The 26544-nt window shown below is 56.7% G+C and carries 19 protein-coding genes; 12 read left to right on the forward strand and 7 right to left on the reverse strand.

The window, feature by feature from the left end:
* Nucleotides 1–405: 405 nt before the first annotated feature.
* Genes HCU74_RS18585 through HCU74_RS18595 form a run of 3 tightly spaced genes read left to right on the forward strand, consistent with a single transcriptional unit; the run spans nucleotide 406 to nucleotide 5127 of the window.
* The gene (locus tag HCU74_RS18585) at nucleotides 406–2328 is read left to right on the forward strand and encodes a PrkA family serine protein kinase (RefSeq protein WP_168451940.1); all 1923 of its coding nucleotides are present in this window, start codon (nucleotides 406–408) and stop codon (nucleotides 2326–2328) included.
* A gap of 46 nt (nucleotides 2329–2374) precedes the next feature.
* The gene (locus HCU74_RS18590) at nucleotides 2375–3598 is read left to right on the forward strand and encodes a YeaH/YhbH family protein (protein WP_168451941.1); all 1224 of its coding nucleotides are present in this window, start codon (nucleotides 2375–2377) and stop codon (nucleotides 3596–3598) included.
* Nucleotides 3595–5127: a SpoVR family protein gene (locus tag HCU74_RS18595; protein ID WP_168451942.1), complete on the forward strand. Its 1533-nt coding sequence runs from the start codon at nucleotides 3595–3597 to the stop codon at nucleotides 5125–5127. The genes HCU74_RS18590 and HCU74_RS18595 overlap by 4 nt, the downstream gene beginning before the upstream one ends.
* Before the next feature lie 19 nt (nucleotides 5128–5146).
* Here HCU74_RS18595 and HCU74_RS18600 read toward each other — a convergent pair whose 3' ends face one another.
* A complete protein-coding gene (locus HCU74_RS18600; protein WP_168451943.1) occupies nucleotides 5147–5962 on the reverse strand; it encodes an enoyl-CoA hydratase-related protein in 816 nt (271 codons plus the stop codon).
* 54 nt (nucleotides 5963–6016) lie between these two features.
* Nucleotides 6017–6724, reverse strand: a complete 708-nt coding sequence (locus tag HCU74_RS18605) for a cupin domain-containing protein (RefSeq protein WP_168451944.1) — start codon at nucleotides 6722–6724, stop codon at nucleotides 6017–6019.
* Nucleotides 6725–7057: 333 nt separating this feature from the next.
* Here HCU74_RS18605 and HCU74_RS18610 point away from each other — a divergent pair, with 333 nt between their 5' ends.
* The 9 genes from HCU74_RS18610 to HCU74_RS18650 all read left to right on the forward strand — a co-directional run bounded on the left by HCU74_RS18610 (nucleotide 7058) and on the right by HCU74_RS18650 (nucleotide 20517).
* Nucleotides 7058–8416 (forward strand): hypothetical protein, encoded by a 1359-nt coding sequence (locus tag HCU74_RS18610; protein WP_168451945.1) that lies wholly within the window; start codon nucleotides 7058–7060, stop codon nucleotides 8414–8416.
* Nucleotides 8413–10224, forward strand: a complete 1812-nt coding sequence (locus tag HCU74_RS18615; protein ID WP_168451946.1) for a hypothetical protein — start codon at nucleotides 8413–8415, stop codon at nucleotides 10222–10224. The genes HCU74_RS18610 and HCU74_RS18615 overlap by 4 nt, the downstream gene beginning before the upstream one ends.
* A gap of 107 nt (nucleotides 10225–10331) precedes the next feature.
* On the forward strand, nucleotides 10332–10850 hold the full coding sequence (locus tag HCU74_RS18620; RefSeq protein WP_168451947.1) for a GspE/PulE/PilB domain-containing protein: 519 nt from the start codon (nucleotides 10332–10334) through the stop codon (nucleotides 10848–10850).
* 316 nt (nucleotides 10851–11166) lie between these two features.
* Nucleotides 11167–11877, forward strand: a complete 711-nt coding sequence (locus HCU74_RS18625) for a cupin domain-containing protein (RefSeq protein WP_168451948.1) — start codon at nucleotides 11167–11169, stop codon at nucleotides 11875–11877.
* Nucleotides 11878–11958: 81 nt separating this feature from the next.
* Nucleotides 11959–12525, forward strand: a complete 567-nt coding sequence (locus HCU74_RS18630; protein WP_168451949.1) for an RNA polymerase sigma factor — start codon at nucleotides 11959–11961, stop codon at nucleotides 12523–12525.
* Between the two features lie 182 nt (nucleotides 12526–12707).
* A complete protein-coding gene (locus tag HCU74_RS18635; RefSeq protein WP_168451950.1) occupies nucleotides 12708–16877 on the forward strand; it encodes a response regulator in 4170 nt (1389 codons plus the stop codon).
* Nucleotides 16878–16914: 37 nt separating this feature from the next.
* Entirely contained in the window at nucleotides 16915–17868 is a 954-nt protein-coding gene (locus tag HCU74_RS18640) for a diguanylate cyclase (RefSeq protein WP_210425392.1), read from the forward strand.
* A 109-nt stretch (nucleotides 17869–17977) separates the two neighbouring features.
* Nucleotides 17978–19534: an acyl-CoA synthetase gene (locus HCU74_RS18645; RefSeq protein ID WP_168451951.1), complete on the forward strand. Its 1557-nt coding sequence runs from the start codon at nucleotides 17978–17980 to the stop codon at nucleotides 19532–19534.
* A gap of 98 nt (nucleotides 19535–19632) precedes the next feature.
* Complete coding sequence (locus tag HCU74_RS18650) at nucleotides 19633–20517, forward strand: DMT family transporter (protein ID WP_246864722.1); 885 nt, start codon at nucleotides 19633–19635, stop codon at nucleotides 20515–20517.
* Nucleotides 20518–20524: 7 nt separating this feature from the next.
* On the opposite strand, the gene HCU74_RS18655 is transcribed toward HCU74_RS18650, so the two are convergent.
* Genes HCU74_RS18655 through HCU74_RS18675 form a run of 5 tightly spaced genes read right to left on the reverse strand, consistent with a single transcriptional unit; the run spans nucleotide 20525 to nucleotide 26537 of the window.
* Entirely contained in the window at nucleotides 20525–22234 is a 1710-nt protein-coding gene (locus HCU74_RS18655; protein WP_168451952.1) for a BatD family protein, read from the reverse strand.
* Complete coding sequence (locus HCU74_RS18660) at nucleotides 22221–24122, reverse strand: VWA domain-containing protein (protein WP_168451953.1); 1902 nt, start codon at nucleotides 24120–24122, stop codon at nucleotides 22221–22223. The genes HCU74_RS18655 and HCU74_RS18660 overlap by 14 nt, the downstream gene beginning before the upstream one ends.
* On the reverse strand, nucleotides 24119–25159 hold the full coding sequence (locus tag HCU74_RS18665; RefSeq protein ID WP_345889715.1) for a VWA domain-containing protein: 1041 nt from the start codon (nucleotides 25157–25159) through the stop codon (nucleotides 24119–24121). The genes HCU74_RS18660 and HCU74_RS18665 overlap by 4 nt, the downstream gene beginning before the upstream one ends.
* On the reverse strand, nucleotides 25126–25608 hold the full coding sequence (locus tag HCU74_RS18670; RefSeq protein WP_168451954.1) for a DUF4381 domain-containing protein: 483 nt from the start codon (nucleotides 25606–25608) through the stop codon (nucleotides 25126–25128). Before HCU74_RS18670 ends, HCU74_RS18665 begins: the two co-directional genes overlap by 34 nt.
* The gene (locus HCU74_RS18675) at nucleotides 25605–26537 is read right to left on the reverse strand and encodes a DUF58 domain-containing protein (protein ID WP_168451955.1); all 933 of its coding nucleotides are present in this window, start codon (nucleotides 26535–26537) and stop codon (nucleotides 25605–25607) included. Before HCU74_RS18675 ends, HCU74_RS18670 begins: the two co-directional genes overlap by 4 nt.
* Nucleotides 26538–26544: the final 7 nt, after the last annotated feature.

Below are 26544 nucleotides of genomic sequence, written 5' to 3' on the forward strand. Positions count from 1 at the left end.
CAAATAAACGCGTTTTTCTTTTCAAATCTTTGCACTTCTTTGACTCCCCTTTGAATTCTGTCTGCTATTCTTTGGCTGTAGCGAGCGCATGCGCCAAGGGTTCGAAAAGCTGTGGTCTGTGTCAATGCAGGTAGGTAGATTCGACGATGGCGCTGGATTCATACAGCGCTCACTATCGTGTAAAGGTGGATTGGAAACAGGCTGGCGCGCCTTTTGCTAAGACACGTTTGAGAGCTTGCTTTTGTACTCCTGCAACGAAGTGGCCGGTTGCGCATCTAAAGGTGTGAGGCTGACGTACCGATGATATCGGAGTAGAGTGGTAAAGCAGACACATGACACTGTGCACGCAACCAGCGTAGTCAGACAGCGACGTGGCGTCACAGCATAAAAGAAGGAGTTGCACCAATGGGCCTATTAGACAATGTCCGTGAGCAATACCTGAAAGCAAGGGATGAAGAAATGTCCCTGCTCGAGTATCTCGAGCTATGCCGGACTGATCCGATGGCATACGCTACCCCCGCCGAACGCATGCTCGCGGCGATCGGCAAGCCCGAAATGATCGACACCCGCAGCGATCCACGGCTGTCCCGTATCTTCTCCAACAGACTGATTCCACGCTATCCCGCCTTTGAAGAATTTTACGGGATGGAAGATGTCATCTCGCAAATTGTCGCCTTTTTCAAACACGCCGCTCAGGGCCTGGAAGAGCGCAAACAGGTGTTGTACCTGCTCGGTCCCGTCGGCGGCGGGAAGTCATCGATCGCCGAGCGGCTGAAAAAATTGATGGAAGCCTACCCGATATACGCCATCAAGGGCTCGCCGATTAATGAGTCACCGCTGGGCCTGTTCGACCCCCAGCGAGATGGCCGGCAGATTGAAGAGGAGTACGGCATTCCGGCGCGCTACCTGACGGGCCTGATGTCGCCCTGGGCGATCAAGCGTCTGGAAGAATACGAAGGGGATCTCGACAAATTCCGGGTAGTGCGGGTGCAGCCCTCAGTGCTCAAACAGATCGCCGTGACCAAAACCGAACCCGGTGATGAAAACAACCAGGATATTTCAACGCTTGTTGGCAAGGTGGATATCCGCAAGCTTGAATCCTACGCCCAGGATGACCCGGATGCCTATTCCTACTCCGGCGGCCTGTGTCTTGCCAACCAGGGCATGCTCGAGTTTGTCGAGATGTTCAAGGCGCCGATTAAAATGCTCCACCCGCTGCTTACCGCCACCCAGGAGGGCAACTACAAAGGCACGGAAGGGTTCTCGGCGATTCCCTTTCAGGGCACGATACTGGCTCACTCAAACGAATCCGAGTGGCAGAGTTTCCGCAACAACAAGCACAACGAGGCCTTCCTCGACCGGGTTTATATCGTCAAGGTGCCATACTGCTTGCAGGTGAGCGAAGAAGTTAAAATCTACGAAAAACTGCTGCGCCACAGCTCGTTGGCGGCGGCGCCCTGTGCCCCTGGTACGCTGGAAATGCTGGCGCAGTTTTCAGTATTGTCGCGGCTTAAAGAGCCGGAAAACTCCAGCATCTACTCCAAAATGCGGGTGTACGACGGCGAGTCACTGAAGGATACCGACCCCGCCGCCAAGTCCTTTCAGGAGTATCGCGACTATGCGGGCATCGACGAGGGCATGAACGGCATGTCTACACGCTTTGCCTTCAAAGTGTTGTCGGCGGTGTTCAATTACGACAACTCGGAAATTGCCGCTAACCCGGTTCATCTGATGTACGTACTGGAGCAGCGCATACTGCGCGAGCAGCTCCCCGAAGATGAGCAGCGTCGCTACCTTGAATTTATCAAGGGCTGGCTGGCCGTGCGTTACGCCGAGTACGTGGGCAAAGAGATTCAAACCGCTTACCTGGAGTCCTACTCCGAGTATGGCCAGAATATTTTTGACCGCTACGTGACCTTTGCGGATTACTGGATACAGGACGAGGACTACCGCGACCCCGAAACCGGCGCGATATTTGATCGCAGCACACTGAACAGTGAGCTGGAAAAAATCGAAAAGCCGGCGGGTATTGCCAACCCCAAGGACTTCCGCAACGAGATTGTCAACTTTGTGCTTAGAGCGCGTGCACAGAATGAGGGACGCAACCCCAATTGGACCAGTTACGAAAAACTGCGGGAAGTGATTGAGAAGAAAATGTTCTCAAGCACTGAAGAGCTGCTGCCGGTGATCTCCTTCAATGCCAAGGCGTCGGCGGAGGACAAGCAGAAGCACGAAAATTTTGTGACCCGTATGGTAGAGAAGGGTTATACGCCCAAGCAGGTGCGCTTGCTCTCTGAATGGTATTTGCGCGTGCGCAAAGCGGGCTGATACCCGGCACAGAAACAATGCCTCATAGATGAGGTAAGGGGCGAATATGTCGATGATTATTGACCGCCGCCTGAATGACCGTAATAAAAACGCGACCAATCGCCAGCGGTTTATCAGGCGTTACAAGGCGCAACTGAAACGGTCTGTGACGGATCTTGTCGCCGAGCGCTCCATAACCGATATGGGGCGGGGTGGTGAGGTAGGCATCCCGGTCAAGGATATTTCCGAGCCGCGCTTTCGCGTGGGCCAAGGGGGTGACCGGGACATGGTTCACCCGGGCAACCACAGCTTTTCGCCGGGTGATTTGATCGAAAAACCCCAGGGGGGAGGTGGCGGAGGTAGTGGTCAAGGCGGGGGCGGCGAAGGTGGCGACGGCCAGGACAATTTTATGTTCACCCTGTCGAAGGAAGAATTTATGAATCTGTTCTTCGACGACCTCGAGTTGCCCGACCTCGCGCGAACCATGCTGGGCGACGCCCACCAATTTACGATGCGTCGCGCCGGCTATACTCCCAGCGGCGTGCCGGCAAACCTGTCGGTAAGGCGCTCGCTGCAAAATGCGATGGCCCGTAAAATAGCACTGGCATCGCCACTGAAGCGCGAGCTTCGCGAGCTGGAGGCCGCGGGGGGGGATCCTGACGAGATTCAGGCGTTGAAAGACCGCATCGAACGGATTCCTTTTCTGGATGAGTACGACCTGCGTTTTCGTCATAAGGTGAAGGAGCCAAAACCCATCAGTCGCGCGGTCATGTTTTGCCTGATGGATGTGTCGGCGTCGATGTCGGAGCAAAAAAAGGATTTGGCCAAACGGTTTTTTACCCTGCTCTATCTGTTTCTCAGTCGCAAGTACGAGCATGTTGACCTGATTTTTATCCGCCATACCTCCAACGCCGAAGAAGTGGATGAAGACGCGTTCTTTAATGATCCGCAAACCGGTGGCACCGTGGTGATGTCGGCGCTGAATCTTATGGCCGAGATTATTGAAGAACGCTACCCCAGTAGTGAGTGGAACATCTACGGCTCCCAGGTTTCTGACGGCGACGCCTTCGGCAGCGACCCCCAGCGCAGCTGCTCGCGCCTGAGCAAGGATATTCTGCCGCTGTGTCGCTATTTCGCCTATGTTGAAGTGCCGGATAGCCCTACCAGTATTACGCCTCTGGCGGCGGCCTACAGTCAGATTCAGAACAGTAATTTTGCCATGCGAACAGTGATGCATCGCAGCGATGTCTACCCGGTGTTGAGAGATTTGTTTCAGCGGGAGGCCGCATGACGATAGAGGCAAAGGCAGACCGGGTACTGTCCCGTGGGGGCGACTGGGATTTCGACCTACTGCGCACCTACGACGCGGAAATTCGCGCCATTGCGGAGGAGTTTGAGCTTGATACCTACCCCAATCAGATTGAGGTAATTGCCTCCGAGCAAATGCTGGATGCCTACGCCTCGGTGGGGCTGCCAATCAGCTATACCCACTGGAGCTACGGCAAGGAATTTATCCGCAATGAAGAGGCGTACCGGCGAGGCATGCGCGGTCTGGCCTATGAGTTGGTGATCAACTCCGACCCCTGTATCGCCTACCTGATGGAAGATAACAGTATGCCCATGCAGGCGCTGGTTATCGCCCATGCCTGTTATGGCCACAACTCCTTTTTCAAGGGCAATTATCTGTTCAAGCAGTGGACCAGTGCCGACGGCATAGTGGACTACATGGTATTTGCCAAGAACTATATCTTTTCCTGTGAGCAGAAATACGGCATCGACAAGGTAGAGGAGACCCTCGATGCCTGCCATGCATTGATGGACCACGGTGTGGACCGCTTTCACCGGCCGTCGCCGCTTTCTGCCCAGGAGGAACAGCACCGGCAGCACGAGCGCGCCGAGCACGCCCGTAAACAGTTCGATGATATATGGCGAACCCTGCCCCGCAGCGCGGTGGACGCCGAGGAAAAAACAGCCAAAAAGCGCAATGTCTTTCCGCCGGAGCCGCAGGAGAACCTGCTGTATTTCATAGAAAAGTACTCGCCAACCCTGGAAACCTGGCAGAGGGAAATTGTGCGCATTGTGCGCAAGCTCGCGCAGTATTTTTATCCCCAGGGCATGACCAAGGTGATGAATGAGGGGTGGGCGACATTCTGGCATTACACCCTGCTCAACGAGATGTACGACCGCGGTCTGGTAGACGAAGGATTTATGTTCGAAATTTTGCAGTCCCACACCAATGTGGTGATGCAGCCCGGCTACGATCAGCGAGGGTATTCGGGTATTAACCCCTATGCTCTGGGCTTTGCAATGTTCAAGGATTTGCGGCGTATCTGCGAGCACCCCGATGCCGAGGACAGGGAGTGGTTCCCGGATATCGTCGACAAGGACTGGCGGCAGGTGCTTGATTTCGCCATGCGCAACTACAAGGATGAGTCATTTATCGCCCAGTATCTATCGCCGAAATTGATTCGTGAATTCCACCTGTTCGCTATTGCCGATGAACAAAAGGCGGAGCATTACCGGGTGGATGCCATCCACAATGAAGCGGGTTATCGTGAAGTGCGACGCAAGCTCTCGCGGCAGTACAACCGGGATATTCTGGTGCCGGATATTCAGATTCAACGCTATGAACATATGGGTGATCGCTCGCTGGTACTGCGCTACAACCGGCTGCGGGACCGCCCCCTCACCGATGATGCCACCGAGGTGTTAAAGCACCTGAGCTGCTTGTGGGGATTCAAGGTGACCATGGAAATTTTTGACGAGAAGGAAGGCGTGGTCGATAAAATGGAGGTTTTGCCCGCAGGGCAGCGGGCATAGGCAGTCGACCGGTCGTGGGCTATTTTCCGGTAAAGGTTGGCGTGGTTTTATCGAAGAACGCATTAACCGCAGCAATATGATCCTCGGTGCCGTGGCACATGGCCTGTACGTCGGCACAGGTGTCGAGAAAGTCTTCCAGTTCCTGGCGTTGGGCCAGCTTCATCAGACGCTTGGTCTGACGCAGGGCGATTGGCGGCTTGCTGGCGTAGTCGCTGGCGTAGCGTTCTGCGCAGGCCATTAGCGCCTCATCTGTGGTTTTTTCCAGCAGTATTCCCATGTTCAGAGCCTCGTCGGCATTGATGATGCGGCCGCTGAAGCTGAGCTCGGCGGCGCGCTGATAACCGATCAGGCGTTGCAGAAACCACGCACCACCGTCGCCGGGAATAATGCCGAGGTTGATAAAGGTTTCGCCAAAGCGGGTGGCGTCGCAGCCAATGCGCAGATCACACATTGAGCACAGATCAAAGCCCGCGCCCACGGCCGCGCCATTAACCGCCGCAATGGTGACGATTTCGGCGCTGTGCATGGTGCGGGACATACGTTGAATACCCCGGCGGTAGCTGTCGCTGATTTCATTGGGAGTGCCGCCGAACATGCCGGTTTGGTCACGCATTTCTTTCACGTTGCCGCCTGCGCTGAAGGCGCGGCCAGAGCCGGTCAGTATCAGGCAGGAAATGTCCCGGTTGCTGTTCGCCCATTCTACAGTGGTGCAGATATCGTCGATTAGCCGAGTGCCGGTCAGGGCGTTACGAACATCGTCGCGTTCAAAGCGCAGCACCGCGTAGCGGCCGTGCAGGGTAAGGCTGGCATCTGTCGAGATAGCTGGAAGAGTCATTGGCGTGGCCTCAGTCAAATAAACTGATTATGCCACAGTTCCGCTTTCGTCTGCTCAGACGCCGGGTTTCGTGGCAATTGGTGCGCGCAGGAGGAGGTTAACCAGCAGATTGACGAACAGGATGTATTTACGTTCCCCGGCGACTAGAATGCACTCTTCGTTACCGTGGTTGGTGGGGGTGTGGTGCTCGCCCTGTTGGTAGGTAATGAAATCGCCGGATTTGTAATCCCCGTACTCGTCGGAATAGCCGCCACAGATCACCAGTTTGTATTCGTTTCTGGTATAGCAGTGTCGGGGGATGGTCGCCTTGGGTTTTATCTGCATGATGACGATCGTGCTGTTCTGACTTCTCAGAGTTCGATATCGGCTGCCCTTCCACAGAAAGTTCCAGCGAATGTTTTTGTGGTGACCTCTTTCAAGGAGCTCCAGCACTCGGTAGATGCTGCTGTCGAACTCGTGGCTGATGTTCAGCAGCAAGTGCTCCAGTTCATCGGTGGCGAGTGCGCTTTCCAAGTCGGCGATACGACTTTTTATGTCGTCCCTGGCGGAGGGCTTCAGTGGAATAGGGGTGGTTTCTTCCAGCAAGGTGCCGTAGCGCTCATCGGTGTGCATCAGCCGTTCGACGCAGTGCTGGCAGGATTTCATATGCCAGTGGATAAAGAGGGTTCTGGCGGTGTCGAGGGTGCCTCGGGCGAACTGCTGAATTAGAGAATCATGGGGGTGAGTAAAATAACCCTCTTCTCTCCCGCTTATAGTGGTCATGGCTGTACCCGATGTCGAGATCCTCGCTGGGCGCCAGGATTATTGATTTAAATTGTGATGATTGTCTCATTATAGCCATTGCTTTTTAAAAAACGATACGGGTATGCCCCTACGTGAAGTGTGGTGTTGAGGGGCCGCGCCATGTTTTGAGGGAGATGAAAGTGGTAAATCGTAGATCACGCTTTGGTTGGTGGTGTGACATAGTTTGCTGAATTTAAATAGAAAGGGTTGTTGTCAGTTTACTTCAATCTGCTGTTTGGTGGCGGGCGTATAAAGAAAGATTATTCAGTGAAAGTCCGGTAAGAACACTCCGGGCGGTACAGGCGGAAGTCGATGGGATTCGGAAACATAGTGCAGCAATGGATGGCGGAACAGGGGCAGGGTTTTTCGCATTCGCAGAGTGATGCGGAGGAGGCCAACGCCGTCGGTGGGCTGTATTCGGGCCAGTCAGAGCAATTGGCGGCGGAATACAGCTTGTCGTTTACCGAGCTTGTTTGCGATCTGGCCCCGGATATTCTGGAAGAGAGAGTAACCTCCGAGCGTCTGGACCTTCTGTTTCTTCGTGTGCAGCACTGTATAAATGACGCACTGGGGCGTGCGATGAAAAGCGCGCTCTATAGTCACTTCTATGTTTTTTCGGAGGCCAGCTTCATCGATTGCCTGTACCGCTACATTAATTCCCGGCGCGGGCTGTGTATGGTAGTTGATCTAAAAGCGTTGGACGCCTTTGTTACTGACCAAAAGCCGTCGGGGCCGTTGAGCGAAGGCGTGATCATTATCGGTATTGATCGTCAGGATTTCGACTATTCCGGTAGTTTGCGTTCCAGGCTTAATCAACGGCTTGATCGGGAATATTCGGTGGTGTTTCGACGTAAATTCCTGGAGCGGCTGCATTATGGCGAGAAAAAGCCGCCGAGTCTTGAGGAGCTGCACAAGATTTCCTACAGCGCCCATATCGAGTTGTTTGACCAGGTGGTGGGCGAGCTGGTCGACGAAATTATTCCCTTTGCGCAAATAGATGATCGCGTGTCTGCCGGCGCTATGCCGGCGGGGAGCATGCATTTTGTGATTTGTAATGCGCCCATTTACAGCTTGGCTACACAGATAGAGAGCGAGTGGCACAGCAGTGATCCGGTTGAGATTGAACGGGCCTATTTCGCGGCATGCCAGCAACGCTTTGAACAGCCAATGTATCTGTTGATTCGCTCGGGCCATCCACAAGTAAGCAATGCGCTGTTTGATCTTCGTCGTGAAGCCGGTAGTGGCTTGCGAGAAAAATGTCCTGTGCGGAGATCGCAGCTTTGGGAGGTTGATGAGGGGAGGTGGCAGCGCCCCGGGCTGTATCAGGTTGAGGGGCTGATGCGTCTGAACAACTATTGCACGGTGTCAGGTGTCGCCGAGTGGGCCCAGCGAAGCGGTTTGAAGCAGGTAGACGTATTGGATTATTTACTGACTCACGATGCGCGTGAGCTATTTCCTGCGCGCGCTGACTGGGAAGTCTGCCTGCGCAACAACGGTGTTTGCGGGGTTTATCGTTATGACGACGCCGCAGAGGGCGAGGCCAAGTCTTTGTATGGTTCGGTCGAGCGGCTCAAACCTCTCATTGGGTCGTTGAGTCTGGCGGCTCGGCGCCGTCGCGATCGTACGCGGGAGGCACCGCAACGCCCGTCTTCCGCCGAGAAGGCGCCATGACGCCCGTACTGGTCGGTCAGCGCCGCGACCGTTCTGGCGGCCTACAACGGCTGAGGCCAGAGGACATTGCTCGGCAGGCTGAGTCGCTGCAGCCCTTGTTGGATTTGGTAGAAGGCATACAAGCCCAGGACGGTGGTATGGGCTTTTCGAGTTTTGTAAACCTGATCTCACTGGAGTACCGCGGTCGAGCGATAGAGGCCGATAGTACGGCTTGGGGGCAGTGCTGCGCCGCCATCGTCAAGCGCTACGTTGACTATGTGCTGAGAGAATGCGCGCAGGAGCAGCGGCGGGCGTTGGCCTTTTTTATGGCCTCCCCCCGTGGACATGTCGTGCGGGAATGGCTTACCGACGGTGGCGGTGGGGCGCGCTTGCTGGTGGTGCGTATCTCGACCCTGAGAAATATTCAGGTTGCGGTTGATCCGCGGTCCTCTGTGGGTGCGGTGACGCTGTGGGATAGCGAGCCTCCGCTTCTCGAGTGTGAGCTTGATCTGTCGGAGGTCTGTTGCCGTCTGAATGCGAAATTACGCGATATGGCCGTGGTGGGGGAGGCCTTGAATGATCGTGTGCTGCATCTCCGCCTGCGTGATATGCGTGATCGTTACGAAAGCCGGTTGTCAGAGCTGTTGGCTGAATTGAATGAGGACGTTGTGCGGCAGGTTGTCGAAAAGCTTAAGGCAATGCTGTTGGACACGACTCTTGTTGGGGCTGCGGGGGCAGATGTCGGGGCAATCAACATCGGCGCCACTGAGAGTCGTGGTGGCTGGTGGGGGCGTTCGGTTGATGCGGAAAAAGCCTATTTTGCCTTTTTGCTTGGCAATCGAAAGGTCGGACGCCGGTTTACCATGGATTCCAACCATGCTCGGGTTGCAGATGCAGATTGCACCGCATTTATGCAGGAGGGTGATGATCGCATTTACGTTGATGAGCGTATAGAACCTCGAGCGCGCTACTTTTGCCGTGACGCTGAAATTCGCCGTGTGCCGCCCTTGTCGGCGCGTGAAGGGTTGGTTGAGGCGTGTGCCGAGCAAGGCGACCTTAATACCGAGCCGTTGAGTGAGCTGATTGGCAAAGGGGAAAAGCATGTGCGGCGTTTTGAAGGCGATTTCAGTGAGGCGTTGTCAGAGCACCGTTGGTTGTTGGCGCTGAAATACACCGGGCTTTTGGGCGTTTGTCCTTCGCATAGTGAGTTGCTCCGGGCCAGAAGGGGGCTCTCCCCAGGTGTTTGGGAAGGGGCTGATGCTCCGGTATTTCCGGCTGTGGGAGAGTTGGTGTTCAGGCCGCCGGCGTCCCTGCGTCTTCCGCTGCATATGTTCTCTCTCGCGTATCGAAGAAACCTTTCCCGCGACGTTGCGGCAATGGTGGAAGAGGCTCCTCACTTGTCATGTTATGTAGAGGTGGAGCGCGAGGTTGGTGAGCCCCTTTATCGCCCGAAATTTGCGGAGTTTATGGAGGATCTGGCGTTTATATTCAATACGAGGTCAGTGTCTCCCGTTGGTGCGATAGCCTCGGTGCAGCGATACATTGACAGCGCCAAGGAGGTGCTGGCAGAGATTGAAGAGGCCAATAGGGGAGACTCTTTGTCTTTCGGTGAGCGCTGGTATGTCACCAGGCTGGAGTACGACGGCTTGCCGGAGGCCGACGCAATTTTTTGCTCTGGTGTGCGGTCTGCGGCGGATTTGCTTGGTCTGGAAGAGGCGGAATTGGCCGATATGGCGTTGAAGAGCAATGACGCCGCGCAGGTTTGGCAGGGTGTGCGCCGTTATCAGGAAAAAATCAGGGCGGGTGATGCGATTTTTTCCGCCTACTAGATGCTTGGGGAGGTGATCCCGGGGGTGTTTGTTAGTGAACGGGTTGATGTTGCGCTATGTGCATTGCCCAGTTTTCGTTGCTGGGTAAGTTGTCCGAGGGAGGTCAAATGTCTGTTGAAAAAAGCCTCATCATGAAAATGAACCGAGAGGGGGTGATTACGAGCCAAAAAGCCGTTTCTCTGATGAGGGAGTTCGCGCGTCGCGATGATGGCTACGGCGGCAACGAGGACACGATTATGTCGGAACTCATGATTAGCGAAAGGGAGCTGACGGAGTTCAAGGCCGCTTACTATGGTATTGAAATTTTTAATCAGCAGACTGTCAATGTGGATGTTTTTCAGCTTCAGCGCGCAGACAGCGGTTTCTACCGGCGTTTTGGCTGCGCGCCGGTGGCAGTGAAAGACGGGGTTACTCACGTAATGGTTGTCGATTACAACAATTCGGTCGCGGAAGGTTTGAAAGGCAAGTATGGGCGGCATATCGCTTATCAGGTCAGTGCGCGACAATTGCAGCAGTACCTGGATCGCGGCCTGGGTGGGCAGCGGCTTGGCGCTTCATCGAGTGGCGGTTTCAGTGCCGGCTTGGTGAAAGGGCGTGCAACGCAGGCGGATGATGTTTTGAGCTGAGGTCTATCGCCCTAAAATCCATAGGCATTGTTTTTTCATCCGACTGGGGCCTTCGGCCGTTTAGGGCATTGGCCATTTGTGCGTTGATGGCTGTGTGGCGTTAGTAGAGTGAATCCTCTGAATAACCTCCGGTTAAATTTACGTGAAGCCTATCCCTGCGAGGCTGGGTTACGGTGGAATTTTGTTGACATAAATATATTATTAATATAAGGCTGGTGTGGTGCTGTCGAAGCGGTAGCAGGGGCTGGGTGCGAGTGCAGCCGGCATCGTGCGAAATACGTGGCCGCAAGGCGGCGTCAACATACGGAGTTTATAAGTGAGTAATAGCCTGGCACCGAAAGCGGTGCATCCTGATATCGAGCTGCTCCGGGCCTGTGCCTTGGGAGTATTGCCCGTATCAACCCAGGCGTTGATTCGCTTCCATGTCAATAACTGTGAAATTTGTCACGCCAGTGTCGAAGAAATGGAGGTCGCTGAAGGTGCAAAGCTTGCAGATATGCCGCCGGTTGATCCGCGGCGCAATGGTCGTGACGATATTATTCGTCGCGTGCGCGCCGTCGGTTTGGGTGTTGAGGCGAGTGAGTTGATTGAAGAGCTGCAGTCGCCGCAGCCCCTGCGGGATGCAGTTCCCCCCGCCGTACAGAGTTTATTGCAGGACTTTGCACCGACGATGTTGCGCTCCCTCAAATGGCGAGCGATTGCCGTAGGGGTCCGCTTGTCGCGGCTGTGCCAAGGGGGCGAGCGACTCACGGTAGTCTCGCTGGAAACCGAGCGCAGTCGTATGCCAGAGGCGCGGGCGCGGGTTACTCAGCATGCATTGGTGCTCGAAGGCTTGATGCAAGTGGGAACGGGAACCTACAAAGAGGGCGATTTTCTCACCTGGTTGGCAGGGGAGTCGTGGAGCCCGGCGAACGCGTCGAGGGCGAGGTGTGTCTTTGTCGCTGGAGATGTCCGCGCCCTTCGATTTAAAAGGTGGTACACAAACATGTTGGTGCGTTTTTATCGTGTCACGGCGCTGCACGGGTGATAGTGTCGATGGCGTGTGTTGTAACGATCGGCGCAATTTTGCAGTGCTTTTTCGGCAGCGGCAATCGCTCTGGGGGTGCGCTTGGGCGATAAAAATGACATTTGGGCTGAGCACCTAAAAAAAATAGCCGAAGAGCGCAGCGAGGAGAGTTTTCTAAGCGTTTATGACTACTATGCGCCGCGGGTATTTGCTTATCTTATTGGCTTGAGTGTGTCTGAGCAGCAGGCCTACGATATTACCCAGGAGGTGTTCGTCAAGCTGTGGCTCAATGCCAAGCAGTACTCGAATCAGCGCGGCTACGTCAGCACATGGTTGTTTCGTATTGCCCGCAACCTGTGGATCGACTATCTCCGTAGCGAGGCGTCGCGAAATCAGTATTTTGAAGATTCGGATGTTGATCCCCCTGATCTGTTTGCGGAGGATGTCGAATCCGACAGCGATGCCAGAAAGCTGCACCGTTATCTACGTGAGCTGCCGGTTGAACAGTGCAATATTTTGTATAAGTCCTACTTCAAGGATATGAGTCACAGTGAAATTGCTCAGGATCACGAGCGGCCACTCGGCACGATAAAGTCCAGTATTCGGCAAAGCGTTAGTCAGTTGCGGCGCAAATTCAAACGTTTTGATGATGGTTCGTCCAAGGTTTAGCCTTGTCTGCCAGGGCTCACCGTCTGCCCACTATTTCTCCTCTTCCTTTCACTGGCTTTCAAAGATTCGGTCTACAGACCTATAGGGGTTGGTTATACTCACTAAGACAAGTGACTGTGCGGCGCACACCTGTGTCTGACAGCATTGAAAGGCAGCGGTCTTCAGGAAGGGTGAGTAGATAATTGATTAGCCGGAAAAAAATCATTCGCGGGCTGCTGGATGGCCATGTTCTCGGTGCTGTGGCCTTCGCCGCGCTGGCGTATTTGTTCACGGTTGTCTACGCCGATCAGCGCGACCGGGAGGTTGCTCTGGCAGAATTGCAAAGCGACCTGCAATTACAGGCGCGGTCGCGGGCCGAGGCGCTGTCGGTTTATGTGCAGCGGTACAAGCTCGATACCCTGTTTTTGTCTGCGACCCCTGCAGTGGCGGGAATACAGCGGGCGATCGACAATGGCGGTGTGGACCCGAAAGTACAGATTAACACTCAAACCTGGCTGAGTAGCCTGCAGGGGACCTTTGTCGAATACCTGAACATACATCCTGCAGTGCGTCAGTTAAGGTTTATTGGTGTGGCCGACAATGGCCGTGAGCTGGTGAGAGTGGAGCGGCAAGATTATGACGTAACGGTTGTGCCCGATGAGGCCTTGCAGGGAAAGGCCGCAACCGACTACTTCGCTGAGGGCGTGAAGCGAGCGCAAGGGCAGGTGGCAGTGTCGCGGATTAGCCTGAACCGGGAAAGGGGTGAAATCGAGGTGCCCCATGTGCCGACCATGCGGTTGATGACGCCGATACATAGCCCGACCGGTGGCGTATTCGGCCTGGTAGTAATGAATATTGACCTTGAGTGGGCGTTCAGCCTGCTTCACGAAAAACTCAATTCCAGCAATCGCATATATCTGCTGAATATGTCTGACGAATTCTTGCTTCACCCAGACCGCAGTCGGCGTTTTGGCTTCGAATTTGGTAACAGCTACCGCTGGGCTGATGCCTTTCAAGCAGACGAGACTCGGCCCGGACTGAGCTTTCGCGAGCGAGATGATGGTGAAGTCATATTCGCGCAATTCCAGGACGTCGACGTTGATATTGACCAGCCATTGCGTCTGGTCGTTGCGGCGAGCTCAGAACATCTGGATCAGATGCTTCTTGAGCGCTACCGCAATAATCGCTACCAGTTCGCTGCCATACTATGGCTAACGATTGCCACAGCGGTGGTGTTAAGTCGACGCCGGCGCAGTAAGGATACTCAGGCTCGTCGCAATGCTGAATTTGCGGCGGTATTCGCTGGATCCAGTGATGCGGTTCTTAGTGTGTCACGCAACCGTGAAATCAAAAGCTGGAATGGCGCGGCGGCTGAGCTGTTTGGTTATACCGAGGCCGATGCAGGCATGAGGAATGTGCGGGTGGACCGTCGTGTAGGCCCCCCTGATGAGGAAGGAGATGCGCTGGAATACGTGCTGCAAGGAGGGGGCGCGCGGCGCTATAACACGGTTATTGAAGCGAGCGACGGTCGCACGACCGATGTACACGTGACCATTTCCCCGCTGCGAGGCAATCATGGGGATATTTTCGGGGCGTCCATCATTTGCCGTGATATCACCGCTGAGTTGGAGGCAAAGGAAGAGCTTAAAAGCATTAATGACAACCTTGAGGTCCAGGTGCGCGCGCGGACGGCTGAGCTTGAATCGGCGTCGGTACTGCAGCGGGCCATGCTGCAAAGCGCGGGTTACGCCATTATCGCAGCCGGTACCGATACTGTCGTCACGCTCTTTAATGCGGCGGCGGAGAAGATACTGGGCTATACCGCCGAGGAAGTCGTTGGAAAATTTATGATTCGTCGCTTTTGTTCGCCTGAATTTGTCGAGCGCGAGCGGGAACGACTACAAAATAGCAAACGCGACGATGTTGATCTCGCCGAGCTGAACGATAAAAACCTTGAGCGGGAATTGGAGACAGATTTCATTCGCAAGGATGGCTCGCGGGTGCCGGTAATGATGAAAACCAGCATGCTGCACAATGACAATGGAGAGCCACTGGGGCTGCTCTGTATCGCCATTGACCTTACTGAGCGTAATCAGGCTCAGCAGGAGCTGATCGAGGCCAAGGCAATTGCTGAGGATGCCAGTCGCGCCAAGAGTGAATTCCTGGCCAATATGAGTCACGAAATTCGCACACCGATGAATGCCGTGTTGGGTATGCTCAACCTGCTTGGCTATACCGAGCTGAATCCGCGACAGCTGGATTATGTGTCGAAGGCGAGTGTCTCAGCAGAGACCTTGCTGGGCATCATCAACGATATTCTCGATTTTTCCAAGATCGAGGCTGGAAAGTTGCAGCTCGATCCCCATTCCTTCAGCCTCGATGACCTGCTGCGCGAAGTCGCAGTCATTCTCAGCATGAATGTCGCGGGTAAAGATGTCGAAATACTGTTTAATGTCGATCCGAAAATTCCCCGCCGAGTGATCGGTGATGCCTTAAGAATCAAGCAGATTCTGATTAATCTGGCGGGCAATGCCGTCAAGTTCACCAAGGAAGGTGAGGTCATGCTCAGTGTTTTTGTACAGCATGCCAAAGAGGATCAGTTGATATTGGGCTTTACGGTGCGAGACACCGGTATTGGTATGACGCCAGAGCATATGCAGCGTCTGTTCAGCTCTTTTTCCCAGGCGGAGGCCGGCATTACCCGCCGCTTTGGCGGCACCGGCCTGGGCTTAGTGATCTGCCAGAACCTTATCAAAATGATGGGGGGGGAGCTGGAAGTCGATAGTGAACTCGGTAAGGGAAGCACCTTTTCCTTTTCCCTGGCACTGGATCGGGCCGAAGATGAGCAGGCGCTCCTGGCCACTGCCCGCCCGCCTATCCCCAACCATGAGTCCGTGCGTTTGTTAGTCATCGACGACAATGCCAATGCGCGCCAGATTGTGGTTGAGATCTGTGAGTCGCTGGGTTGGCGTTGTGAGGCACGCGCCTCCGGGGCCGAAGGTGTGCAGGCAATCGAACAGGCCGAGCAAAGTTATGACCTGGTGTTTGTCGACTGGATGATGCCGGAAATGAACGGCTGGGAAACCGCGATGGCAGTTCGAGCCCTGGCAGAAAAAGGGGTGGATGTGCCCAAATTGGTGATGGTTACCGCCCACGCCAAAGAGGTGTACGAACAGAGTCAAAGCGAGGAGTTTGCCCTCGATGGCTTCTTGATGAAACCCCTCACCGGCTCGGATATTTACAATGTGGTCGCTGAAACCCTGTCGGGTGTGCCACGTGCCACGCCACATCAGCCCGCGCAGGTCAGTCAGCAGCAGCTCAGCGGCATGCGTATTCTGTTGGTGGAGGACAATGTGACCAATCAACAGGTGGCCAGGGAATTGCTCGGCCTGGAGGGCGCTGAAGTGTCACTGGCTGAAAACGGCCAGGAAGCACTTGATGCGCTAAGTCACGGTGGGCTGCTGTTCGATGTGGTACTGATGGATTTGCAAATGCCGGTGATGGACGGCCTCACGGCTACCCGCAAAATTCGCGGTGAACTGGGGTTGCGCTATCTGCCCATCATTGCCATGACCGCCAACGCAATGCCTGCGGACCGACAGGCCTGCCTTGACGCCGGTATGAACGATCATATTGGCAAGCCCTTTGATGTACGCGAACTCATCCTTGCCCTGCTCAAGGCCACTGGCCGTGACGCCGAACAGGCGCTGGCAGATGCACCTGTTTTGACGCCACCCAGTACGTCTCTGCCGCCTTCGCCGGAAGGGTTTGGCTTTAAAGAGGCGGTTGTGCGCATGGGGAATAACTCGGCCCTGTATGCCGGTCAGGCGAGGAACTTTGCCGCCCGCAGTAAGGAAACAGTATTTGCGTTAGAGCAGATTTTCAAAACGGGTAATCAACCGCTACTGGTGCGGGAGCTGCATACGGTGCGCGGCGTCGCCTCTACCCTTGGTGCAAATGCCCTCGGAGCGGCGATTTTTGAATTGGAAAACGGCGCAAAGGCGGGATTGGAATTGCCGGTGTTGACGGTAATGTTAGATGACGTAAAACACCATATGGCGAGGGCTGCTGAGGTCTTTATTGAATTGGCCGATGCGTTGGAGGCAGGGAAGGCTGATGTGCCAGAGGTGGAGCATGGGAGTGAGGGCGTCGATACCGAGGCATTGTATGTTAAATTACAGGAACTAATGGGGGAGCTGGCGGATAGCAATATGCGCGCCATCGATACCTTTGAGGCCCTGCGGGCGGAGTTGATGCAGGTTGATGTCAGTGCAACAAAAACCGTGGCGGAAGCCGTGGCGAATCTGGACTTTTCGTCGGCGGGGGATGCACTCAAAAATATTATGAACGGCATGGCGCAGCACCAGTCATAATCACGTTGGATAAAGGCGAGGGAGGTAGCACAATCACATGGTAGAACCAGATCCATTTGGAAGTATGGACTGGGCCGAAAGCCTGGTACCCAAGCGGCCTAAATTACTGGTTGTTGACGATCAGACGGTCAATATACAGGCCCTGTATCAAATATTCGGCGCTGACCATGAAGTGTTTATGGCCACCAGCGGCTCTCAAGCCATCAAGGTATGCCTGGACAAAAAACCGGATTTAATCCTGCTTGATGTGATTATGCCGGAAATGGACGGTATAGCCGTGTGCGAGGAGCTACAAAAAAACTCTGACACTCGGAGTATCCCGGTGATATTTGTAACGTCTCAGGAAAGCCCCGAGGAGGAGTCTCGAGGTCTGGAAGTCGGCGCCGTTGATTTTATCAGCAAGCCGGTAAATCCGGCGGTGGTGAGGGCGCGGGTGCGTACGCATTTAACCCTGAAAGCCCAGGCGGATGCGCTGCGGGTCATGGCCTCGCGGGATGGCTTGACGGGGATTCCCAACCGCCGCTATTTTGACGAGCGGCTGGCGGCGGAGTGGCGCAGCGCGAAGCGAGGTTCGCAGCCACTGTCATTGATCCTCATCGACGTCGACCATTTCAAAGCCTACAACGACCACTACGGGCACGTAGAGGGGGATACATGCCTTAGGCGCGTCGCCAAAGCGCTAAAACTATCCGTTGGGCGTGGTCGTGATATCGTCGCGCGTTACGGTGGTGAAGAGTTTGTCTGCCTGCTGCCGGAAACAGACCTGGCGGGTGCCGAGGAGATGGCGGAAAAGCTGCGCAGCGCCGTGGCCGATCTGGAAATTTCCCATAAATCATCTCCAGTCGGCAATACGGTGACGATCAGCCTGGGGGTGGCGACCATTGTTCCGACATCGCTGACGGGGCCGGAAACCTTGCTGGTTCGCACCGATGAGTTGCTCTACAAGGCAAAGGAAAGCGGCCGCAATCAGGTGGTTGCCCAAGCTATATAAATGGCAGCGTTCAGGTTGCCGCCGTCGGGGACAGCATAACGGCAATGGTTTGTTCCCTCTGTAAAGAGCACTCAAAAATCACGATACGATAATAACTCGAGAGGAAAATATGGCTATTTCGCTACAGGGCATGATTGAACGTGCCGCGCGCTTGCACCCCCAGGGAGAGTGTCTGGTGTACCAGGGCGAGGTGCGTCTTTGGTCGCAGGTAGAGGAACGTGTTGCGCGCACCGCTGCCGGGCTCAGAGAGCTGTCGCTGGGTGAGGGCGACCGGGTGGCAATTCTGAGCCTGAATTGCGCCAATTACTACGAAGCCCTGTTTGCAGTGCCCTGGGCGGGTTGCTGCGTGGTGCCCCTTAATTCAAGATGGGCGCTTCCAGAGAATGAATACGCCTTGACTGATTCCGGTGCGAAGGTGGTGTTTTTTGACGAGACCTTTGCCGAGCAGGTTGAGAGCCTGCTCTCTGATGTCACCACGCTCGAAAAGGCGGTTTATATCGGTGACGGAGAGTGTCCTGCATGGGCGATAGACTTGTCGCAAATGATCGCCGATAACGCTCCGGCCGCTGCGAGTGTCCGTGGCGACGACGCTATGGCCGGGATCTTCTACACCGGCGGCACCACCGGCTTTCCCAAGGGCGTAATGCAGTCCCATCGCGCGATCTGGGCCAGTGCCGTGTCAGCATTGCCCGCCTTTGGTATGGCGCGCGATTCGCGGTATCTGCACGCGGCCCCGATGTTTCATATGGCCGATCTGGCGGGCACCATGGCGGCGACCCTGTGTTGCAGTGCCAATGTGATTCTGCAGGCCTTTGACCCGGCGAAATTATTGCAATTGATAGAAGCGGTGAAGGTCACACATACGCTGATTGTGCCGGCGATGGTGAAAATGGTACTGAGCCACCCCGATGCGGCAACGGCAGATGTCTCGACCCTGCAAATGATTATGTACGGTGCCTCGCCCATGCCGGCGGCAACTCTGGAGCAGTGCATGACCCTGTGGCCCCACGTTAAGCTGGCCCAGGCCTATGGCCAGACCGAACTGGCACCCATTGCAACAATTCTGCCCGCCGAAGATCATGTGCGCGGCAGTGAACTGCTTAAGTCGGCGGGGCGGCCCTCCGCCATCAGCGATATTCGCTGTGTTCGCGATGATGGCACTGACTGTGAACAGGGCGAGCCGGGTGAAATTCTGGTGCGCGGCCCCCACACGATGATTGGCTACTGGAACAAGCCGGATCAAACCGCGAGCGCCCTGCGTGATGGTTGGGTGTACACCGGCGACGCCGGTTATTTTAACGACAGTGGCCATCTGTTTATCGTTGACCGGGTCAAGGATATGGTGATTACCGGCGGCGAGAATGTGTTTACCACCGAGGTGGAAAACGCGGTAATGGGACACGAGGCGGTACAGGACGTCGCGGTCATCGGCATTCCCTCCGAAGAGTGGGGCGAGGCTGTGCACGCCATCGTAATCCTGAAGCCCGGTATGAGCGCCAGCGAAGAAGAGATTAAAAATCACTGTCGCGGGCGGATTGCCGGATACAAACTGCCCAAGAGTGTCAGCTTTCGCACCGAGCCCATGCCCCTGTCCGGGGCGGGCAAGGTGCTGAAAACCGAACTGCGCAAGCCCTATTGGGATAATCAGGACCGGCAGATCAGCTGAGTCGGCGATCGCGGTGTACGCTGGCATTCGTCGCGCCGCCTCTTTATAGTGTCGCCGCCGGACCGTTTCTCCGGTGGCAGCAAAGGGGCGAACAGCGATTGAAATTCCTTGCGGGAATGAGTCCACCACGTAGAAATATCGTGATCGGCGTAACCTTGTCGCTGATGACGGTATTTCTGTCCAGTACGATTGCCGCGGTAGGCAAGCATATTTCCCCTGATGTGCATGTGTCGGCCATGATTGTGGCCCAGTACAGCATCAGCTTTTTATTCGCGCTGCCGGCCGTTATGCGCAAAGGGCGAGCCGGGTTGCACACCAGTTACCCCGGCTTGCATCTGATTCGCGGGGTGAGTGGTGTTGCCTGCTTCTATTTTTACTTCTTTGCCCTGAGCCAAATCTCCCTGTTGGAGGCCACACTGTTGCGCAGTACCGCGCCGTTGATGGTGCCGATCGTAATTTTTCTCGCGCTTGGGCAAGGTATTCGTCGCGCCTCAATCCCACCATTGCTAATCGGCTTTGCCGGTGTGGTGCTGGTGTTGCGCCCCGGTTTTGCCGAGCTGACCGTGTGGCATTTGGTCGCGCTGGCCTCAGCGCTTGGACTTGCGGTGTCGATGATTAGCACAAGGATGCTGGCCGCTACCGAGCCCTCGTCACGTATTTTGTTTTATTACTTTGCCATTTCGCTGGTGGTCAGCATTCCCTTTTTCCTTTGGCAGCGTGGCGATATTCCCGCCCATGCCTGGCCGTGGCTGCTGTACATGGGGGTGGTGATCTACGTCTGCTTTCTGCTGTATACCCTGGCTTATCGCTATATGTCAGCATCGGCCCTGGCCCCCACCAGTTATTTTGGGGTGGTATTCACCGGTATGCTGGATTGGCTGTTGTGGGACGTACTCCCCGACGGCATTACCCTGTGTGGCATTGCCCTGGTGGTGTGTGGCGGGGTGCTGGTGCTCGGCGGCCGCGACGACAGCACCACCTGATGTTTGCCTAAGGGTAAAGCGCGGGCAGGGCGGTTCCCGGTTTTTTTTCTCCGCTCGCGCCCTTGCGGCATTGGCGCAGGGTGTCGAGCAGGGCACTGTGGTCGATATCGCCGCTGCCTTCGCCATAAAGCTGCAGGTTCATTCCGTCGATAAAAGGCCGCAGTTCCTCGTATTCTCTACCCAGGGCATCCAGATTGTTGGGCAGATGAGGATGGCTGCGAGCCCAGCTGTTGATAGCCGCCCGCAAGGCCTGCGCTGAGGCCTTGTTTTTACACAGCTTTGTCAGGGCGTCGAAGTGTGTTTTTTCATCGTTACTATTCTGTGCTGGCGCCGCTGTTGAGGCAGCGGGGCGACGCCGCAGCAGCGCTATCAACAGGGCGGTGTTGAATAAAACCAGCGCGCCAATGGCCAGCCAGAACAAGCGATGGGAGTGCGCCGGTGCAGGCTCGTCGAGCGGCGCGGTATTGGACTCGGTAGCGGCATTGGGCGCAGACTGCGCGAAAGTTGGCGTTGGGGCAGCAGCGGTGCCGCCGCTCACTTTTAATTCCCGCGCGGGAAGAATTGCCACTTCGGGGCTATTGGTGCGGGTGTTCCACCAGGGAATGCGAATTTCCGGCAGGGTATAGGTGCCGGCTTTACCGGGGATAATAGCCAGCGACTCGGTGCGCAGTGCACTGACCCCTGTGTCGTTCACATCATTGCTTAACTTTGCTTGATCCGGGTACAGACGGGCGCCATCCAATACCGTTGCCGGCAACGCGGGAAGCTGGGCAGCGAGCAGGCCGTCGGCGCGAATATGGATGCTGCGAGTAATCGATTGCCCCGCCTCCAGTGAATCCACGTCGCCACTCCAGGTTTCCACAATGTCCAGGTTGGCGGCGGGCAACCACAGAGAGCCACTGAATTGGCTGGGAGGCGGGTCGATTTTAACCGTTAAGGGCGGGCTGCGTTTAATGAGCAGGCGACCGGGGTCGAGCAGCGACGGACGATAGCTTTCTACCCGGGCTTGCAGGGTCAGCGCGGGAATTTCCAGTTCGCCACTACGCTGGGGGAAAATAGCGTAGCGGCGCTCGATCACCTGAAAATAGCGGCCGTCTATCTGTTGGCGATAGCGATTTTCGCCGATGGGTTCAACCACCGCATTGTCGATGGTCGGGGCATCCAGCGAGGCGTCGAGGAAGTTGACCGAGCTGAATAACTTCACGGTATATTCGAGTTGCGCCTGCACATAGCTTCGGCGGGGGGTGATGTCGGCCTCCAGCCAGACCTGCTGGTTGCCGCTGCGCTGACGTTGTGGTGCGGCGCTGACCGTGACGGTGATGGGGCGGGTGCTTTTCTTCCCCATGGGGATGGCTGGAATGGTGATTTGTCCCTCGCGTTTGGGTGCCAGGGTGTACTCCCACTGGCGACTGCTGCTGATGTCGCCATTGACGATATTGGTGCGGCTGCTTTGCTGGCGGTTGAGAATGTGGAAGTCTTCCTGCAGGGCGGCGATATCCGGCTCGCCGCTGAACAACATGCTGTCAGCACTCAGGGTGAGGGTGAGGGTTTCTTCCAGTGACACCGTCGTGCGATCGACGGTGGCGCGTACTTCGGTGTCGCTGAGTGCGATGGGGCTGCCCGCCACAAGGGCTAACAGGGTGAGCAACAGGGCGATCCATCCACTGGGAATGGCGAACCGTAACGGCCTTGGCAGGCGAACATTAATAGGGGGCATAGTTTTCCCTCTCGGGCACCTCGCCGCGTCGGCGGCGTTGTAAATACTGATAGTTAAATTTATTGCGCAGGAGCTGGTCGGAGCTGTCGGGAATATTGCGCAGCCATTGCTCCTGGGCCTGCTGCTCCTCGGACAGGGGCTGGGTGCCTGCGGCCAGGCTGTTCTGGGTCTGTTCCTCACCGTCGCCAGTCTCTGTGGGCTGCGCTTGGGCAGCCTGTTGTTTCGTTGACTCCGTTTGCTCTGCGCTATCGGTATGCTCATCCTGCGACCGGGCGTGTTGCTCAGCCAGCTGCTGTTGCTCTTCACGGGATTGTTCGTCACCTGACGGCGCTTCGCTGGTCTGTTCCTGTTGAGACGCGTCATCTTTCGGCGAGTCTACTTTTTGCTGTGCATCGTCGCTGCGCTGCGCGTTGTTGCTGTCGGAAGAGGGTTCGCCTTGTTGTTGGTCATTCCCCGAACTGTCCTGCCGGGATGAATCCTGCTGCCCACTGCTGTCGCCATTCTGGCTGCTGTTGTCACTTTGCTGTTCTTGCTGGTTTTCCTGATCTTGTTGCTGTTGTTGCAGCTGTTCGAGCAGTGCCTTGTTGCTTGCTGCATCGCGGTGTTCCGGCTCCAGTTCCAGAGCACGCTCATAGGCAGCCAGGGCTTGATCCAGCTGCCCGGCCCTGGCCAGGGCATTGCCGCGGTTGTAGTGGGCGTCGCTGCTGTCTACTTCGGCAAAAGCCCGTGCGGCGGCGTCGAACTCCCCGGCGCGGTAGTGTGCAACACCTTGCCACATAGGGTTGTCGAAGACTTTTGCGGCCGCCGCGGGCTGTTCTTCAAGCAGCGCCGCGCCACGTTGGTCGTTGGTTTGCCAGGGGCTGGCCAGCGTGTCCTGGGGCTGCCACAGTAGCGCGATCACTACCACCGCCAAGGTGCCTCGCTGATAGGCGAGCAATGCCAGTGGAATCAGTAACAGACTGAACCACACGCCCCCGTCCCGCCACTGTTCAAAGCGGCGACTGTCTTCGCTTTCTGCAAGCGCCAGGGGGCCGCTGACCAGTTGTTGCAAGGCTGCTTCGCTGAGGTGTTGGTGGTTGAAGTATTGCCCCCCTCCCTGGCTGGCAAGCTCTTTAAAATAGTCGGTCGCGAGGGTGGCGACGATAATATCGCCGCGTTCGTTCTGGGCAAAGCCGCCCTCGGCCAGAGGGATGGGCGCTCCGGCTTCAGTGCCGACCCCCAGGACCGACAGGGGATGCTGGCTGGCCTGGGCGAATTCCAGCAGTGCGGGCATTTGCCAGCTTTCAATACCATCGCTGATAAGCAATATCTTGCTATTGCTTACTTCGGCCCGGGCCAGCAGTTCGGCGGCGGCTTGCAAGCCGGAGAGGGGGTTGCTGCCCGCCAGTGGCATCATGCCGGGGTGCAAGGCCGGCAGCAGTGTATTAAGCGTGTTGGTGTCGTCGGTAAGCGGGGCGACCACAAAGGCGTCGCCGGCAAAGGCGACCAGCCCGGTCTGGCCGTCTTCGCGCAAACGCAGAATATCCCGGACGGCAAACTTTGCCCGTTGCAGGCGGGAGGGTTGCACGTCCTCCGCCAGCATCGACGGCGACAGGTCAAACACGATGACCAGACCCGCTGTATTGCGTTGCACCGGGCTGGGCACTTTCTCCCAGCTGGGGCCGAGCAGGGCGATAAAACAGAGTGCGGCAACCAGTGTTGCAGGCCAGACCGAGCGCTGGCTTTGGTTACCCCGGTGGAGCAGATACGGGAGTAACGCCGGGTCGATATGATCGCGCCACTGGCGTTGTTGTTGGCGGCCACGTAGATATAACAGCACGCTGATTAGCAGTGGGATGGCCAGCCAGGCCAGCTCAGGCCGCAGCAGGTGGAAACCGTCGAAACTCATGGTTTACCTCCACGGGGCAGCCCGGTGTTAATGCCTTGCAAGGCGAGTGTGGCACACAGTGCGACAATCAATGGCCAATGCAGCAGCGAGCGCCGTGGTCGCAGATACTCCTGCTCCTGTTCTACCGGCTCCAGCGCAGCAATGGCGGCATAGGCCTGTTGGAGCTCGGCGGTATCGGTGGCGCGGTAGTATTCGCCGCCGGTTTGGGTGGCGATGCTGCGCAGGGTGTCCTCGTCGAGGTCAGCGGAGGGGTTGACGGTGCGGGCACCGAGACGACTGCCGAACAGCCCGGGAATCTCCATTTCAGTGGCACCGACGCCAATGGTGTAAATGCGGATATTTTCCCTGGCGGCCACCGCTGCTGCTTCCAGTGGCGGCAGGGTGCTGGCAGTGTCGGCGCCGTCGGTAAGTAATATAACGACCCGGCTATTGTCCGGGCGTTTGCGCAGGCGCTTGATAGCAAAGCCGATCGCGTCGCCAATCGCGGTTTGCTTTCCGGCAAAGCCGACCTCTGCCTCATTCATCAAAATGGCCAGTGTCTGGGTGTCGAAGGACAGGGGCGACTGAATATAGGCGCGGGAGCCAAACAGAATCAAGCCGAGCTTGTCGCCCTCACGCTGGCGTACAAATTCGTTAACAACGGCTTTCACTACGGTGATTCGCGGCAGGGCTTGCCCCTGGATTTCCATATCCTCCTGAGCCATGGAGCCGGAGATGTCGACCGCCAGCATCAGGTCGCGACCGGTGGCGGGTAGCGGACTGGGTTCTCCCACCCACACCGGGCGGGCGCCGGCAATGAGCAGGCTCAGCCATATCAGCACAAACAAAGCTGTACTGAGTTTGTTGCTTTGGTCGGTATAGGCGCTGGTGCCGCTGTCCAGTTGGCGCAGGGTATTAAAAAATGGCACCCGCAGTGCGGCGCCGGTATTGCTGCTGTTACTGCGGCGGCGCAGTAGCCAGGGCAGCGGAAGTGCGAGTAATAGCCAGGGCCAGTCGAGGTGGATCATCGCCTCACCTCCCGATGTCGCCGAATCCACCTGCTGACCTGGGCAAACAGCCGCTCGCGGTCGAGAGGCCGAGTGTCGGGCCGGTAGGCGGCCTCTTCCAGCATGGCCAGCAGCTCCTCGTCGATGCTGCTCGCGGGGGTGGCGGCCTGGTTGATGCACGACCGCCACGCCGAGCCGGTAGCGCCCAGGCCTTGTGAGCCGAGACTGTGGCGGGCGACCCGGCGCAGCAACTGATTCACCGCCGTTGCCAGCTCCCGGTCCTGTGGGCAGCTGCGCAAGGTGTGCAGTTCAGCCAGTGCCGCGCGGCGAAAGGCGTTGCGGCGTCGGCGTCGCAAGCCCCACCACAGTAAGGTCAGCAGCAGCGCGGCAGACAGTGCCAGCAACAGCCACCACCCCCAGGCCCAGGGAAAGGCCGCCACCGGAGGGGGCAGGTGAATGTCTGCCAGATTGGCCAGTGGGTCGGGAGTCATGCCGTTCATGTCAGCCGCATTCCCCGTTGTAATGTTTGCAGCAGATCGCCATCGGTAGACAGGTCGATATGGTGAATTCCCGAACGGCGAAAGTCGTCGTGCAATTGATGGCGCCGCTCGCGGTAATCGTCGCAGTAACGTTGTCGCAGGCTGTCGGTAATACGAATACTCCCCTGCTCTCGACCATTGCTCAGGGGGTAGAGCCCCCTGAGAGGTAGCTGTTCTTCGAGGGGGTCGGCAATCACCAGCGCTATTATCTCGTTGTGGCGGGCAAGCAGGTGTAGCTGGCGCTGGGCGGCGGCGTCGTAGCCGGAAAAATCGCTGAGAATAAACACTGATGAGCCGGGTCGGGTAATGCGGCGCAACTCCTCCAGGGCATTGGCCAGGTTGCCCACCTGGGCGGCCTGTTCCGTGAGCAGTTGCTGATTAAAGCGACTGGCTTCGTGCAGAAAGTGCAACACGGCCCGTTGGCTGCGTCGCGGACGAATTTCGCTGTGGCCGCCATCGTTAAAGATCAAGCCGCCGACCCGGTCGTTGCTCTCCAGCCCATTCCAGGCAAGCAGGGCGGCAGCGTGGCAGGCCAGCACCGACTTGAAACAGCGGCGACTGCCGAAGGCCATGGCGCTGCGCTGGTCGAGGCAAAGCACAATGGGTCGCTCCCGTTCCTCCTCAAAAATTCGAGTGTGGGGCTTGGTGGTGCGAGCGGTTACCCGCCAGTCAATATGGCGGATTTCATCGCCGCCCTGATAGGCGCGCAGCTGCTGAAAACTCAGGCCCCGGCCCTTGAACGGCGCGGGGTGGCTGCCGGTTTGCTGGCCGAAGCGCCGCCCCTGCTGGCGCAGGCGCAGCTGGCGGGCGGCGGCGCGGGTGCGAATCAGTTGGCGCTGGTCGAGGCTGGCGCCGCTGATTTCAGTGGGGTGAGGCTGTGCTGTTGTCATGGCTTGA

The sequence above is a fragment of the Spongiibacter thalassae genome (assembly GCF_012272835.1).
In the GTDB taxonomy this organism is placed as follows: Bacteria; Pseudomonadota; Gammaproteobacteria; order Pseudomonadales; family Spongiibacteraceae; genus Spongiibacter; species Spongiibacter thalassae.